This is a genomic window from Pseudomonas sp. GW456-L12, assembly GCF_059424045.1.
Map to the genome: position 1 here is coordinate 1 of NZ_JBWKZA010000058.1, position 14,775 is coordinate 14,775.

Below are 14,775 nucleotides of genomic sequence, written 5' to 3' on the forward strand. Positions count from 1 at the left end.
GTTATGTAATATTGATGATTTTTGTTTTTTTATATTTTTGATTGTGAGCTAATAATTATTATAGGTTTATCACTTTTATTTTCTGCTGGTGGGAAGCATTGTTGCTCCGAAGAGGCAGAAGTCACTGCCTTTTTATTGTAGCAACTCAACTTTTAAAGGAAGTACGATGTCTACGACCACCGATCAAATTGCTGTTCAGTACCCTATTCCAACCTATCGCTTCGCTGTCAGCGTAGGTGATGAAAAGATGTGTTTCCAGAGCGTATCGGGTCTGGATATCAGTCATGACACTATTGAATACCGTGATGGTGGCGGTAACTGGCTGCAAATGCCGGGTCAGCGTCAGCGGCCGACCATTACCCTGAAACGAGGTGTGTTCAAGGGACAATCCAAACTCTATGACTGGATTAATTCCATCTCCCTTAATCAAGTCGAGAAGAAAGATATTTCCATCAGCCTGACCGATGAAACAGGTTCGAATCTGCTGATCACCTGGAATATTTCCAATGCCTTCCCGGACAAGCTCACGGCCCCGAGCTTCGACGCGAGCAGCAACGAAGTTGCGGTGCAGGAAATGAGTCTGAAGGCTGATCGGGTGACCGTTGAGTTTCACTGATTAAGCAACGCGTCAGGGTGTCAGGTATTGCCTGGCACTTAGGTGCAAGTGGTTCTTAAAAGGATAGCGTAATGACAGTTGTAACAAACTACCCAGGTGTTTATATTGAAGAAAGTGCTGAGCTGTCACTGTCGGTATCAAGCGGTGCTACGGCGGTACCAGTGTTTGCCTGTAATAATGACGTTCTTACCGGAGTTAAAAAGATAAACTCATGGCTGGACTTTATGGCCCTCGTGAAAGGCTTCAATCCTCATGGTTATATTCATGATTCCGTGAGGAGTTATTTCGACAATGGTGGAGGCCCTTGCTATATCGTCAGCTTGAATTCTCTATTGCAAGAAGTGCCGAAGCTGGATGATGCTACGTTGCTGGTGGCGGCTGGCGAGAATATTAAAGATTCGGTCGCTAAGCTGTGTAAGCCAGGCAGCGGACTGTTTGCTATTATGGATGGCCCACCCGATGAACTGAAAACCGATGGTACCTCTCGGGATTGGTATGATCAGAATCCTTATACTGCTGTTTATTATCCCTGGTTGACTGCTGATTGGGCGACCGTTGATATTCCCCCCAGTGGTGCCATTGCCGGTATTTACTGTTCGGTCGATCGCAGCCGTGGCGTATGGAAAGCTCCAGCCAATGTGGTACTGCAAGGCGGTGTCAAGCCCAAGTACAAAGTAACGGATGACCTGCAGGCCACCTATAACAACGGTAAAGCCATCAATATGATCCGCGAGTTTCCTAATACCGGCACTACGGTATGGGGCGCGCGTACTCTCGAGGATTCTGACAAATGGCGTTATGTCCCGGTTCGCCGGCTGTTTAACAGCGTGGAGCGAGATATTAAAAATGCCATGAGCTTCGCTATGTTTGAACCTAATAGCCAGCCCACCTGGGAACGGGTGCGCAGCGCCATCAACAATTATCTTTACAGACTTTGGCAACAAGGTGGCCTGGCGGGAACCAAACAGGAGGAGGCTTACTTCATTCAGATTGGTGAAGGTGTCACCATGACCGATGACGATATCAAACAAGGCAAGATGATCATCAAAATCGGCTTGGCGGCAGTGCGCCCGGCAGAGTTTATTATCCTGCAGTTCAGCCAATCGGTCGGCGAGGCCTGATAAACAGTGGTTGCCTGCCAGGGCCGCCAAATATATAAATTGATTTAGGAAACAAGCATGCCTTCTTATGCCACTCCCGGTGTTTACATCGAGGAAGACGCTTCACTGTCGCTGTCGATCAGCAACAGCCCAACGGCCATTCCAGTTTTTATTGGCAAATTCCTCAAGAAAGACGGTAGTCTGTCAGCGAAGGGGAGTTGTATTAAAATCTCCAGTTGGTTGGATTTTACCTCGCAATTTTTGCTGTCACCGACAATCTCAGTAACGGCTACGGCCAAAGCTCCGCCAGCTCTTAAAGAGGGTGAATCCGCCTTGAATAAGGCTGATGCGCCATTGCGGGCGGACGCAAAAAATACCTACACTGCCGCCGTAACGTTGCCTTCTAACGGTGCTTTTGCAGTACAGCACTACTTTAATAATGGTGGTGGCGTCTGTTACGTATTGCCGCTGGTTGAGCCTGATAAGGATAAAGCAAAAGATGAACTGGCAACCCTGCCGGGTCTGATCGAACAGCAACAAGAGATTACGTTGCTGGTCTGTCCGGAAACGGATACAACCTTGACAACATGCACAAAGCAGGATGTCTATAACGCGCTGAATGATCTATTGCTGAACAAAGTGGATTACTTCCTGATTGCTGATAGCACCAATGGAAGTGATGCCCCTTCAACGAAAGCAGAAAAGACCGCCGTCTACTACCCTGACTTGCTGACTTCCTTTACTTGCAGTCGCCCAGCGGACGCCAATATTGTCTTGACTGGCTATACGGACACTAAAATTACAAACCTGGCTGCACTGCAAACTGCTTCAGCTGATGAGTATGCGGCTGCGAAAGCTGTAGTTGATGCAGCGTGGACGGCAGCCAATGCACCGACAACCATCAAATTGCCTCCGAGCGCGGCTGTCGCCGGTGCCTATGCCGGAACAGATGCCAGCCGAGGTGTATGGAAAGCGCCCGCCAATGTGGCCCTCAACAACGCGACACCGGTAACGGTTGTAACTGATGCCGCTCAGGGCAGCATGAATGACAATGGTATTAATGCCATCCGTAGCTTTACCGGCAAAGGCACGCTGATCTGGGGCGCCCGTACTCTGGATAAGACGGATGCCTGGCGCTATGTCCCCGTACGTCGTCTGTTCAACAGTGTTGAGCGCGACATTAAGCGCGCCATGCAGCTGGCGGTGTTTGAACCAAACAGCCAACCAACCTGGGAAACCGTACGTAGCGCAATTGACCATTATCTGTATGGCCTGTGGCAACAAGGAGCGTTGTCTGGCAGTAAAGCCAGCGAGGCTTACTTTGTTCATATCGGTAAAGGCGTGACCATGACCGAGGACGATATCAAACAAGGCAAGATGATCGTCAAAGTCGGTATGGCCGCAGTGCGCCCGGCAGAGTTCATTATTCTGCAATTCACCCAGAACGTTGGACAATAAAATTTATCTCTGTGACATGAAATAGCACCTGCGGGTGCTATTTCCCACAATGTATGAGGTGTGATTGTGATGGAGATGAGTTTTCCAGGTATTCAGTTTTCTGACACGCCATTTGGCCAGACGCAATCGGACGTACCCACGGCAGTACCTGTGTTTATCGGATATTGTGAGAAAGGTACGACTAATACGCTCTATCCCATCTCTAACTGGACGGATTACCAGCGACAGCTGGGCGGGGCGGATAAGCGAAGCGGTGCAGCGGTTAAAGGGGCTTTGTATTATGCATTGCAACACTATTTTGATAATGGTGGTGGCCCCTGTTTTGTTTTATGCCTCGGTACTTATAGTGCGATTGACGGTTTGTTACCCGAACAACTGATCACGGCTTTGAAGTCCGAGGCGGTGGCGCAGCTGATTGTTGCTGAGTCGAGAATTACCCTGGTGGCTATGCCGGATCTGCAGATGTTGGGTGAAGGCGCATCAGTAGCAGCTAATTGGTCAAGCGGCTGGCAGGCGCTGCTGCAGATCTGTCAACGTCGTCGCGGTCTATTTGCTGTATTGGATGCTCCTGAGAGCGTCATCGAAACGAAAAAGTGCCTCGATACCAGTGCCAAATGGGACTCTGGTCAGTGCATGTCCGGCGCGGCCTATTGGCCTCGATTGGCGACCTCATATGTTGCAGAGGATAAGCAGCGGATCAGTGTTCCACCTTCCGCAGCAGTTGCAGCGGTGTTCCAGAAGACCGATCGCGAACAAGGTATCTGGACTGCGCCCGCTAATGCGGCACTGAGTGAAGTGGTCAAGCCCACTCAGGCCTATCAGGACGGCTTATCGCTGTTTGATCGTTCAGGTACATCGCTGAATGTGATTCGTAGCTTTCCGGGCCGTGGTGTACGGGTATGGGGATCTCGTACCTTGTGTAATGCGAATACCGGTGCGCGAGCTCCGTGGGTTTACATTCAGCGCCGGCGATTGGTTTCTTATATTGAGTCCACGCTAAGCGATATTGCACGTTTTGTAGTGTTTGAGCCCAACAATGAAATCACTTGGTTGAAACTTAAAGGGCAGGCAACGACCTGGCTACGTGAACTATGGCAACAAGGTGCACTTTATGGTCAGCAGGAAAGTGAAGCGTTCAAATTATCCTTGGGTCTGGATGAAACCATGACTCGTGAGGATGTCAATGCAGGTCGCTTGATCATGCGTGTTTCCCTGGCGCTGCTCTCGCCTGCTGAGTTTATTGAGTTGGATCTGCAGTTCACTACCAATGAAAGTAATAGTGATCAAGGGACATTGGCGTTGAATAAAGGGGTGTTCTGATGAGTATAGTTTCCGAGTTGTTCGAACCTTCAGTCTCTCACCGTTTTATGGCGACCTTTTTCTTTGGCGGTATTGTACCCAGTCCAGTGGATATTTATTTTCAACAGATTTCCGGCTTGAGCCGAGAGTTGAATGTCAGTGCTTATCGTGAAGGGGGGGACAATAGTGGAAACCTGTACTTGCCGGAGAATATCCAGCACGGCTCGTTAGTGCTACAGCGAGGGGTGATGGCGGTGACGCCACTTACCTTGAATTTCGATTCAGTGCTCAGTGGTGCCTCGGTGAGTTATTGCAACGTTGTCGTGATGTTGATGAATCACCTGTCCTTGCCGGTATGCAGCTGGACGATCAGTAAAGCGTTACCAGTGAAATGGAGCACCAGTAACCTGGACGCTAACAGCAACAGTATTTTGCTCAATACCCTGGAGCTGCGTTATCGGGATATGCATTGGCTGGGAGTAAAAGCATGACCATCGAAATCAGAGAACTGGTAATTCAGGCTCGGGTGACTTCGCCCGAACACACCACCGCTCCCCTGGTAGCAACCTTGCCCCAGTTGGGGCACCCGGAACGGGCTCGATTGGTTGCAGAAATCACTCGAGCGGTGCTGGAAAAACTGCGCAGCGAGCGGGGGAGTCGCTAATGGGACTCTTGGATGTCGGACTGGCAAAACTCACCATCACTGCTTTCAGCGACAGGGAGATGAAAAGCAAGGTCGGGGAAATCAAGGCGATGTATAACCCCGCCAGTATTCAATTGAGTTATCACACTGACTTTACCGAAGATTCATTCATTAACCGTGATGCAGACATCAGCAAATATCAGAAGGCTCGCCCGGGGGGCTTGAATCTGGAACTGCTGTTTGATGCCCGGTTACCGGGAAATAACGTTTCGCTGGACAGCCAACTGGCTAACTTGCGCGCGCTCTGTTGCGATGTAGACAGCAAAAATAATGCGCCGCGGTTTTTGCAGGTTAGATGGGGCAAGATGAGTTGGAATGGCAACGGTTATTTTGCCGGGCGTATGGCCAATTTAGTCTTGGGTTACACCTTATTTGATCGTGATGCCACGCCACTGCGGGCCAAAGCAACACTATCGTTGAGAGCGGATAAAAGCCTTGAGGCGCAGTCGCTGTCTTTTGATTCTTCCAAGGCGGACATGAGCATAGTCACTGTGCCGGATGTCAGCCCGTTGGCGCTGATTGCCGCTGCCAGTGCGGTGGACTATCTGGCTTTGGCGGTGACCAATGGGCTGGATAATCTGGATGATACTCAACCTGGGGGAACATTAGTGGTGAACCGGGGTGGGGCATCATGAGTTCGCTTAAGGATTTCACGCTGTGGGCAAGCGGGAAACAGCTATCAGTACTAGCAGCTACCTGGGTGGAAATTCATACAGAGGTCAATCATATTCCAAGTGCCCGGTTGGTATTGAGTGTTGCAGATAACGCACTGGCTAAAGCAGAAGCGGAAGTAGCACTGTGTAAGCCGGGCAGTGAGTTTCGTATTGCTACCCACAAGGGCTCAACCTTGTTCAGCGGTATTCTGGTGCAGCAATCAATGCGACTGCAAAAAGGCAGTTCAGAATTAACGCTGACCATTAAACATCCATTACAGCGCCTGACTGCTTCTTTACGCAGCCAGGTTTTTATGGATGCCAAAGAAGACGCCATTCTGCGCGAGTTGTGTTCGGCGCAAGGTATCACCATCAAAAAGCTGGAGGGCGTCGACGCCACTCATCAGCAGATGGTGCAGTTTGCGTGTTCCGACTGGCAATTTATGACGGCTCGCCTGCGGGCTAACCGGGTTTGGCTGGTACCTGAACTGGATAGTGTCAATGTAATGAAGCCTGCATTAGCCGGGCAAGCAGACCACACGCTGTACAAAAATGGCAAAAAAGGCCCGGGTATCGAGGAGGCCGAGTGGCAGTTTTCCTGCCAGGAGCAACCCAAGCAACTGGCCGTCTGCGCCTGGGATCTGTCGGGACAGGCGATGTCTCGCACTGCTACACCGGCTTCGCTGTCGATCGGGCGTGATGCATTCGATTCCGCAAACCTGGCCGCGCTGAACAGCAGCACCTGGTCGTTGGCCAAGAGTCAACCGCTGACAACTGAAGAGCAGGGTGCATTGGCCAACGCTCGTTGGTTGGCACAACAGGCAGCGGGTATTCAAGGGCGTTTCACCGTAGAGGGGGACACTAAATACCAGTTGGGCCAAACCTTGGCGCTATCAGGGTTCGGCGGCTCTTTTGATGGTTCGGCGTTAATTACCGGGGTACAGCACCAGATCAGCAAAGAGCGCTGGCGCACCACGCTGCTGATCGGTCAGCCGCTCTTGCAGGATGTCGATGCGGGAGTGGTCCCCAGAGCCGCGGGTGTGCTGGTTGGTGTGGTGGATAGCTATCAGGAAGACCCAGGCAAGCTCAACCGGCTACGGGTCAAGATCCCTGCATTGATGCAAAACGAAAAACCACTCTGGGCGCGGTTTGCCACGCCTTATGCCAGTCAAGAGAGTGGCTTGTGTTTTTACCCGGAAGCAGGGGATGAGGTGGTTGTCGGATTCTTTGCCGATGATCCCTGTTATCCGGTGATTCTCGGAGCCATGCACAACCCGAAGAATCCCCCCCCGTTCCCACCCAGCGCGGAAAACAATCAAAAAGGGTTGGTGTTCGGCCAGGGCGACAATAAGCAACTCTTGATGTTCGACCGCCAGCAAGGCAGCGCCACTCTACAAGTGCATAAGGACACCTTGACCCTGCATCAAGGTATGCAACTGGCCAGTGAGCAGGATATCGCGCTGTCAGCGCAGAACCTGACACTGAACGCCAAACAGCAAGTAAAGGCCGAAGGCAACAGTGGCGTACAGGTCAAAGGTGCCAAAGTGGATTTAACCAACTAACCGGCTCCCGGAGTTGTTGGCAAACTATTATCAGAGGCGAAGATGAATAATAACCTCACGCAAGTGTATGGGCGTGGCTGGGCATTTCCCCCCAGTTTTACCATGCAAGATGGCGTACGAATGGCAGAAGGCCAAGAGGCTGTGCATCAGAGTCTGCACATTCTTTTCAGTACCCAGCCGGGGGAGCGGATTATGCGCTCTGACTACGGCTGTGATCTGCAAACCTATATGTTTTCCAATATCCGCGAAGAGCTATTGGCACAGGTGAAAACCAGCATTGCCGATGCGCTATTGCATTATGAACCACGGGCGACTGTCGATAATGTGCAAGTTGATCAGAATCGACAAAACCCAAGTCTGTTACAGGTGCAGGTAACTTACCGTTTGCGCGGCAGCGATATCGCGCAGCAGTTTAAAGGGCAATTGGATATCGCTGATGGCCAGGGCGTGAGGGTGCTATGAGCGACACTATTATTGTCAATGGCGATCAACTGCAGTTTGATCCAATGTTCGGTAATCGCCAGGTTACGCCAGTCGGCCCTGCAATCATCAGTGGCTCCGGCCTGGCAAGTATCAACCAACAGAAAATGTGCGTGGTAGGGGATGAAAAAAAGGTACAGATCCCCGCGCAATATCAGATTCCCGGCTATAGCCCCGGCATGGGGTTGCTGATGATCGCCGCGCTGGGCAGTGATCAGCAGGCACCTCGTTGCACCAGCGGCGCGGCATTGCTGTTAAAGGGGCAACAATTCATTGCCCGTTTCACCCCAACACAACCGGCAATCAATAGCGCCAGCGGTGTGCCGGACGTGCCTGCGCCGAGTATGGGGAAAGGACGTTTTATCCCTAAACAATCATTTGCTACCGCAGGGTAAGGGACAAATTAGCATGTTTGATTTAAGTACCTTTCATCAGAGCAAAGCCGATACATCGTCAGATAACGGATTTGCCCTGGATGACCGGACTGTCGAAGGTCTGCTGCAATTCCTTCAAGACTATAGCCAGCTGATTCCATTTGCTGAGAACAGTAATTGGGACAAGATTTTCCTGGCACCAGCCAACGCGCAACGGTTGGCCGCGATTTATCGCCAACCCGAGCTGGCCGACGGTTCGCTCGCGCCGCAGCAGGCGCTATTGCTGGCGTTTTATCGCCTGCTGGAAACCCCCAAGGCGCTCTTGAATCGCCTTCCAGCGATGCACCGCCAGCTCTACTACCGTGGCCTGTTGGGGCTGAAACCACGGGCAATGGTTCCTGATCAGGTGGCACTGGCCTGTCAACTGGAAAAAGGTGTCCATGAATGTCTGCTGCCGGCCGGAACCCTGATGGATGGTGGGCAAGACAGTCAGGGTAACCCCGTGCAGTACGCGCTGGATAACCTATTGCTGGCCAATCAGGGGCAATGGAGTGACCTGCGTTGGTGCCAGCCGGGCGATGCCGGTCAGCGGGTATCCCGAGTCCTGTTTGACCAGACCAATGAGGTCGCCTGGCCAGAGTCCGGTGTCCGTTTGTTCAACCGTACCGACGCCGAGGACCAGCCAGTGGTGACCGGGCGGGTCGTGGGGTCCGAGCTGTTGTCCATGTCTGGCGGGGATCGCACCATCACTGTGACTTTGCAAACAACAGTGACGGATGACGATATCAAGGCCATCACCGCGGGTGTCAGCAGTGCCGGGCAGTGGCTGGCACTGGTTATCGATAAAGGAGGGGACGACAAGTCCCTCAGCCTGAAACTGTCGGCTACGCAGGGTGCGATCACCCCTCCTGACGGTTTGGATGGTTTCACCTCGGCCATGCCGTTGCTGAAATTGAGCCGAATCGATGGCAAGCCCGTGCCTGAAGTGACAGCGCTTGCAGTGGCCGTATCCGGCCTCACTCAGGTGATGTACAGCAGCGATGCGGGAGTGGAAAAACTCTCCGGTACCAGCTATCCGTTCGGCCACAGCCCGGTAATGGGGAACGGATTTAACCTGGTGGCCGCGGACTGGTGCAATAAGCCGCAGGAACTGACGATTAGCCTGACACCGGAATGGCTGGATTTGCCGGAGCAGTCATTTAGTAAGTGGTATATGGGGTATGCCGAAGATGGCAAAAGCCCTATTGGCAGCAATGCTGATTTCACAGTGACTTCAGATTATATGATTGGCAGTACCGCGTTGTTTTCTGGCAGTACTGATGATAAGCCTGCGGCAAATGCTATCCAGCTAAAAGTGACGAACCTTTCCGGTTTGTCCATGGCAAGTGTTGACCCAAAGGACTGGCAAAGCTACCTGCGTCTGGAACTAAGCGGCCACGATTTCCTCCACCAGCAATACTGGAAGCGCCTGCCGGCAAAACCAGACTTGAACCCGCCCTATACCCCGCAGATCAAATCGCTGGCCGTCAGCTATAGCGGAACGGATGACAAAGTCAAAGAGCAATATCTGTTGACCGCCTTTGGTTATGGCTCAGAGCCGCAAGTCAGCTCTACCCTGGCCGATGATACAAAGCCCCAACTGTACCTCGGCTTCAGCGATATCGAGCCCGGCCAGCAACTGAACCTGCATTGGCAATTGCAAAGCCCGCAGCCCCAAGACCTGAAATGGCAGTACCTCGATCAGAAAAACACCTGGCAGTCTCTGGATGCCCAGGTGATCGACGGCACTGGCGGTTTGTTCGCCTCCGGCCTGTGGTCGGCGCCTTTGCCGGACGATGCCGCGCAGGGTGTACAGATGCCGGCGGGGCGTTACTGGGTCCGGGCGGTGCTGACTCCCCCCGCTCAAGCCAGCGGGGCCGATGCCTGCATTTCGGCTTATCCGCGTTTACATGGTCTGCTGGCCAATGCGGTGACGGCGACCCTGATTAACGGCGAGTCGCTGGACAACAGCCATTTTACCCAGCCGTTGCCAGCCGGCACTGTTCGTCAGCCTGTACAAAAGCTCAGTGGGCTGGCCCAGGTTACCCAACCCTGGCCATCACAAGGCGGGCGCGCGCCCGAGTCGGATGCGCAGTTTCTGCCACGGGTAGCCCGGCAACTGGTCCATCGCGGCCGGGCGCAGACCTGGTCCGATATGGCGACGCTACTCAAAGATCGCTATCCCGAAATCGGCTATGTGCATATTCCCCTGTCCGAGCAGTTGTCCAGCCTGCCCGCCCGTTGTACGCAACAGCTGATCGTGATTCCGGCCAATGGCGAACAGGACAACAGCGATGCCTTGCGCCCGAAATTCGCCCCAGCCCGTTTGGCGGCGATGAAGGCGTACCTGCAAGGGCTGAGCAGCCCTTGGGTCGATATCTGCGTGGTCAACCCCGACTACAGGGATGTGCCAGTGACCTACAGCGTGACGTTCATCCCAGGCACCAACCAGGACTTTGCCCAGCGCCAGCTGAGGCAGGCACTGGAGCGTGAGTACATGCCCTGGGGATGGGATGGGCAGAGCAGTGCCATCGTGGGCACCGCGCTGGATTACTACGCCATGGTGGCGTTTATCCAGCAATTCCCCATGGTCGAGTGTGTGCATAGCCTGGCCCTCGATGGCCAAGCCGCTTCGCTGGTCAGTGCCGATACCCAAGTACTGGTCCTGACGTTGCCAGATGACAATCATCGCTAAGGATTATTATGAGCAATAACAGCATGTTACCTGACGAGGTCAAAAGCCTTATCCACTTCGACACCCTGCTGGAGCAGGGGATGGAGGCGATCGAGCAGTATTCCGGGCAGGTGTGGACCGATAAGGGCGAACAGGACCCAGGTGTGACCCTGCTACAGGACCTATCCTATGGCGTTTCCGACCTGGCCTATCGTCACACCTTGCCGCTGGTGGACTTGTTGACCCCTGCGGACACGTCTTCCGGGGACGGGATCTTCCCTGCGTCATTCGGGCCACATCGGGTGCTGACCTGCGGACCCGTTACGGTGGATGACTACCGCCGTGCGCTGTTGGATCTGCACAGCCCCGAGGGAGAAACGCCAGTTGGCTTCTATTTCCGTAATGTGCAACTGACCCCTGAAAGTGAAGCGGAGCAGTATCAGTACTGGTATGACCCCGATAAGTGGGAGTTCACCTTTGCTCGGCCAGCCAGTATGGCCGAGCCGACGCAATTGACCCTGAAGGGTAATTATCATCTTTACGTCGAGTTGGCCCGTGGTGCTGATCAAGCCAAAGCGCAGACAGCCCTTGACGATTTTTTGAAAGTTAATCGCAATCTGTGTGAAGCGGTACGGGAGACCACCTGGGTTGAGCCGCTGCCTCTTGAGCTTCTTTCAACGCTGGAGCTGGAAGATGACTGTACCGATTACAATCGGGTGTTGGCAGAGCTTTATAGGCTGTCTGACAGCTATCTCAATCCAATGGCTGTGCGGGTCGCCGCGTCTGAGTTGTCGGAACAAGGCGTCGGCAATGAGGTGATCTATCAAGGGCCACAATTGCAGCATGGCTGGATTACCCGACTACCGGCTGCACGCGATTACAGCCAGCCGCTCGAGGTGGATCTCAGTCCACTGGTAAACATCTGGTTATCTATTGATGGTGTAAAGAGCGTTACTGACCTGGGAGGCAATAAACTCGGTAATTGGCATGTGTCGGTCGATCCCAATAAATACCTGCAGTTGTGGGGGAGTGATCCAGTTGCTTCTCTTGAGCGCGACAAGAACATTGTTTATCTCTATAAGAAAGGCCAGCGCTGCTTGGGTGATCGCGCCGGTATTGAGAAATACATCACTGCTGCACCGCTGATCAGCGAAAAAGACGTGGTAATGCCCTATGGCCGCAACCGCAAGCCGGCTGAATTCCACTCCCTCAGCAAGCGCTTGCCGCCGTGTTATGGATTGCAGCAGCCGTCACCTGAAGATACACAGAAACAGTTGCATCAGTTTCTCCTGCCATTTGAGCAAGCCTTGGCCAATGGTTGCCAGCAATTGGCATTACTGCCGGATCTATTGGCATTTGATCGTTCCCAGTCCACCCCTGTATGGGGTATTCAATGGCCATTCGCTGCAGAAAGTCTGTCCGATAAGGTTCATCAAGCCTATAAACCCCAATTGTTATTGATGTTGAAAGACCACAGGCAAAAGGACAATAAGGAGTTGGCAACTATTGACTACCTCCTTGGCTATTTTGGCAGCCAGCGTGCGCCGCGCACTCTTTCCAGGCCATTTTCCGATTTTTTGAAAGTGCAGCGTGGATATTTGCGTCAGCATGCGGATTTGGGATATCAGCGTAGCAATATCCAGGTTCAGGAAGTTTCGGCATTGCAAAAGCGGATTGCTGCGCGTATTGGAGTTGGCAGTGAACTTTTTGATCAGAAGCCAGCGTTGGATAAGCTGCCATTTTATCTGGTAGAGCATCGGGCGTTATTGCCGGTGATGCCGGATGGAAACTACAATGCTGAGCAAACACCACTAGATTGTAGTGTTAGTAAGGAGTGGGTTATCTTATACGTGCCCGATGAGCCGGTTAATAGCTTGTTTCACTGCGGACTGTTGATAGACCTTGTTATTAAAAATGACGGAGGAAGTGGGGGGGATTATATTATCAATAATGTCATGGTGAAGAGTATTGCGAGAGAGGATGACTGCTCTTACTTGAATTTTTTGGTGCAAGACAATGAGCAGCTATTACGTGACCTGGATAGGCTTTCAGGTGCAATGGCTGCAGGAACTTTACGCTGGAAAAACAGCAATACCTGGCTGCAGGATATGTGGTATCCACTGCATTATGACGCTGATACAAAACTGCTCAACGAAGGTGAAAAGCGTATCGTGGCAACACAGGATGCCCCTTATCCGGTGATGTTGCAGCAGGACGATCAGATTGCAATTCGTCGCCAAAACTCTCCGAAGCCCCCACTGTTGGAGAGTGATGACAACGCCACTGTTTATGCGCAAGTGGTATCGAGAGATTGGATCAATGGCAGTTTTGTCATTAAAGCCAAAGACGGTAGTACGCTCCCTGAGAAAGGAGATAATCACCGTTGGTATATCGATAACCAGGATAAAACCATCAGTGACCGCTTTTCCTTTATGGTCAGCCTGGTCTTTCCACGCAGTCTTCTCGCAGGCCTTACGGACGCCAGCACCACAGAGGCATGGATCAAACAGTGCATTCTGGACGAAATCCCCTGCCATATTTCCGCACTGGTGCATTGGCTGGATGACAGCGCCTTCGCTCAGTTCGGCGTTGCCTATCAGGGCTGGCAGAACAACGGGTCGCCCTTGGGGGATCGCTCCTATCAACTGCTAAAACAACTGACCCTGGGGCGAACGCCGAGTGTACTGGATGGTCTCGGGCATATGCGCATTGCCACAGCCGCTCAACAGCAGGCCGCAACGGTGCCAGGCTGGAACCCGGACTACATATCGGAAAACGAGCTGTTCTACGTGCCGAAAAACTGAAATTGATAATTGAGTGATTTATTAGTTTTTATTTTTCAGTGTTATTTGGTTGTGGTTGTCGTTAATTTTTCTGCAAGTGCTTATGCCGGGATTCATGTCGGCGTGATGGCCTTGTCATGCTTTTAGTAACTTAAATAACTGGAGTAGCATTGTGGCTAATGAAAAGACCCCCCCTGTACAAGCGGTAAGTGCCGAGGCCGTTGGGCCAAAAGTAGCGGACCTCACCAGCAAGTTCAAAGAGCAGTCGATTCCGTTGGAGGTGGACTTTAAAAACCTGATCGAGATCGCCGATGTTGGCCGCAAGGCTGTGGGGTTGAGTGCCGACCAGTCAAACAATGAGCCTGGTAATGGCATTGCGGTGACTGGTGAGGGAAAGCTAGAGGTCAAGGCTAGTAATGATGGTTTTCAATTTGTTGATGGGAAACTCAGTTTAAAGCAAGGGGCTGGTTGGGGGTTTGCGCAAAATGGAGATGTCGACATCCTTGTTGATGAGAACGGAGGCGTTCTTTGTGCAAAAGAAGTAGGGAGCCAACTCTCTATCAAAGCTGGATACGGTATTAAGGTTGACAGTGATGGGGTGAGTTTTGATATTCATTCAATTCTCCCTGCAGGCATGATCATGATGTTTTCAGGCTCGACCATTCCATCAGGATGGGCGATATGCAATGGGGAAGGTGGTACACCAAACCTGGTGGATAAGTTTATTTTGGGGGGCACGCTTGATAGCTTGGGGGGAAGTAACTCTGTATCCCTGTCAGGTGATAAGAATAATAAGGTGTGGGCTGAGAGGACGGACTCTCAAACACCTGATATTAATTTGAGTATTTCTGGGCATAAGTTAACCGAGGATGAAATTCCGACGCATAATCATATAGAAGGGCTGAAGATACGTCATACTGATGATCTATTCAGTAGGTATTGGTATAACGTTGGTGGGCTGTCGGACGATCTTGGAACAGATATCACTACTATAACTGAAGGGGGGCGATCTTGTGCAGCATTTACCTCTGATT

At 52.1% G+C, this 14,775-nt stretch carries 13 protein-coding genes; all 13 read left to right on the forward strand.

What is annotated here, in order from left to right; translation table 11 throughout:
* Positions 1 to 166: 166 nt before the first annotated feature.
* Entirely contained in the window at positions 167 to 616 is a 450-nt protein-coding gene (locus AC07Y9_RS31795) for a phage tail protein (RefSeq protein ID WP_087092646.1), read from the forward strand.
* A 71-nt stretch (positions 617 to 687) separates the two neighbouring features.
* On the forward strand, positions 688 to 1,737 hold the full coding sequence (locus tag AC07Y9_RS31800; protein ID WP_102681559.1) for a phage tail sheath family protein: 1,050 nt from the start codon (positions 688 to 690) through the stop codon (positions 1,735 to 1,737).
* Between the two features lie 57 nt (positions 1,738 to 1,794).
* Complete coding sequence (locus tag AC07Y9_RS31805) at positions 1,795 to 3,174, forward strand: phage tail sheath family protein (protein WP_102681558.1); 1,380 nt, start codon at positions 1,795 to 1,797, stop codon at positions 3,172 to 3,174.
* 69 nt (positions 3,175 to 3,243) lie between these two features.
* Entirely contained in the window at positions 3,244 to 4,494 is a 1,251-nt protein-coding gene (locus AC07Y9_RS31810) for a phage tail sheath family protein (RefSeq protein WP_102681557.1), read from the forward strand.
* Entirely contained in the window at positions 4,494 to 4,964 is a 471-nt protein-coding gene (locus tag AC07Y9_RS31815) for a phage tail protein (RefSeq protein ID WP_087092650.1), read from the forward strand. The genes AC07Y9_RS31810 and AC07Y9_RS31815 overlap by 1 nt, the downstream gene beginning before the upstream one ends.
* Entirely contained in the window at positions 4,961 to 5,137 is a 177-nt protein-coding gene (locus AC07Y9_RS31820) for a DUF5908 family protein (RefSeq protein WP_156376432.1), read from the forward strand. The genes AC07Y9_RS31815 and AC07Y9_RS31820 overlap by 4 nt, the downstream gene beginning before the upstream one ends.
* Positions 5,137 to 5,811, forward strand: a complete 675-nt coding sequence (locus tag AC07Y9_RS31825; protein WP_087092651.1) for a CIS tube protein — start codon at positions 5,137 to 5,139, stop codon at positions 5,809 to 5,811. Before AC07Y9_RS31820 ends, AC07Y9_RS31825 begins: the two co-directional genes overlap by 1 nt.
* Entirely contained in the window at positions 5,808 to 7,391 is a 1,584-nt protein-coding gene (locus AC07Y9_RS31830) for a phage baseplate assembly protein V (RefSeq protein WP_102690521.1), read from the forward strand. Before AC07Y9_RS31825 ends, AC07Y9_RS31830 begins: the two co-directional genes overlap by 4 nt.
* A 42-nt stretch (positions 7,392 to 7,433) precedes the next feature.
* The gene (locus tag AC07Y9_RS31835) at positions 7,434 to 7,853 is read left to right on the forward strand and encodes a GPW/gp25 family protein (protein WP_102681555.1); all 420 of its coding nucleotides are present in this window, start codon (positions 7,434 to 7,436) and stop codon (positions 7,851 to 7,853) included.
* Positions 7,850 to 8,266: a contractile injection system spike tip protein gene (locus AC07Y9_RS31840; RefSeq protein WP_102681554.1), complete on the forward strand. Its 417-nt coding sequence runs from the start codon at positions 7,850 to 7,852 to the stop codon at positions 8,264 to 8,266. Before AC07Y9_RS31835 ends, AC07Y9_RS31840 begins: the two co-directional genes overlap by 4 nt.
* A gap of 13 nt (positions 8,267 to 8,279) precedes the next feature.
* Complete coding sequence (locus tag AC07Y9_RS31845; RefSeq protein WP_102681553.1) at positions 8,280 to 10,979, forward strand: baseplate J/gp47 family protein; 2,700 nt, start codon at positions 8,280 to 8,282, stop codon at positions 10,977 to 10,979.
* Between the two features lie 8 nt (positions 10,980 to 10,987).
* Positions 10,988 to 13,762, forward strand: a complete 2,775-nt coding sequence (locus AC07Y9_RS31850; RefSeq protein WP_102681552.1) for a baseplate wedge protein — start codon at positions 10,988 to 10,990, stop codon at positions 13,760 to 13,762.
* Positions 13,763 to 13,913: 151 nt separating this feature from the next.
* A partial coding sequence (locus tag AC07Y9_RS31855) for a tail fiber protein (RefSeq protein ID WP_218277450.1) occupies positions 13,914 to 14,775 on the forward strand: 862 nt, incomplete at its 3' end.

What these genes read in the sequence shown, in the direction of transcription:
- AC07Y9_RS31795 (WP_087092646.1), top strand. Translation starts at nt 167, where the DNA reads ATGTCTACGACCACCGATCAAATTGCTGTTCAGTACCCTATTCCAACC.
- AC07Y9_RS31800 (WP_102681559.1), top strand. Translation starts at nt 688, where the DNA reads ATGACAGTTGTAACAAACTACCCAGGTGTTTATATTGAAGAAAGTGCT.
- AC07Y9_RS31805 (WP_102681558.1), top strand. Translation starts at nt 1,795, where the DNA reads ATGCCTTCTTATGCCACTCCCGGTGTTTACATCGAGGAAGACGCTTCA.
- AC07Y9_RS31810 (WP_102681557.1), top strand. Translation starts at nt 3,244, where the DNA reads ATGGAGATGAGTTTTCCAGGTATTCAGTTTTCTGACACGCCATTTGGC.
- AC07Y9_RS31815 (WP_087092650.1), top strand. Translation starts at nt 4,494, where the DNA reads ATGAGTATAGTTTCCGAGTTGTTCGAACCTTCAGTCTCTCACCGTTTT.
- AC07Y9_RS31820 (WP_156376432.1), top strand. Translation starts at nt 4,961, where the DNA reads ATGACCATCGAAATCAGAGAACTGGTAATTCAGGCTCGGGTGACTTCG.
- AC07Y9_RS31825 (WP_087092651.1), top strand. Translation starts at nt 5,137, where the DNA reads ATGGGACTCTTGGATGTCGGACTGGCAAAACTCACCATCACTGCTTTC.
- AC07Y9_RS31830 (WP_102690521.1), top strand. Translation starts at nt 5,808, where the DNA reads ATGAGTTCGCTTAAGGATTTCACGCTGTGGGCAAGCGGGAAACAGCTA.
- AC07Y9_RS31835 (WP_102681555.1), top strand. Translation starts at nt 7,434, where the DNA reads ATGAATAATAACCTCACGCAAGTGTATGGGCGTGGCTGGGCATTTCCC.
- AC07Y9_RS31840 (WP_102681554.1), top strand. Translation starts at nt 7,850, where the DNA reads ATGAGCGACACTATTATTGTCAATGGCGATCAACTGCAGTTTGATCCA.
- AC07Y9_RS31845 (WP_102681553.1), top strand. Translation starts at nt 8,280, where the DNA reads ATGTTTGATTTAAGTACCTTTCATCAGAGCAAAGCCGATACATCGTCA.
- AC07Y9_RS31850 (WP_102681552.1), top strand. Translation starts at nt 10,988, where the DNA reads ATGAGCAATAACAGCATGTTACCTGACGAGGTCAAAAGCCTTATCCAC.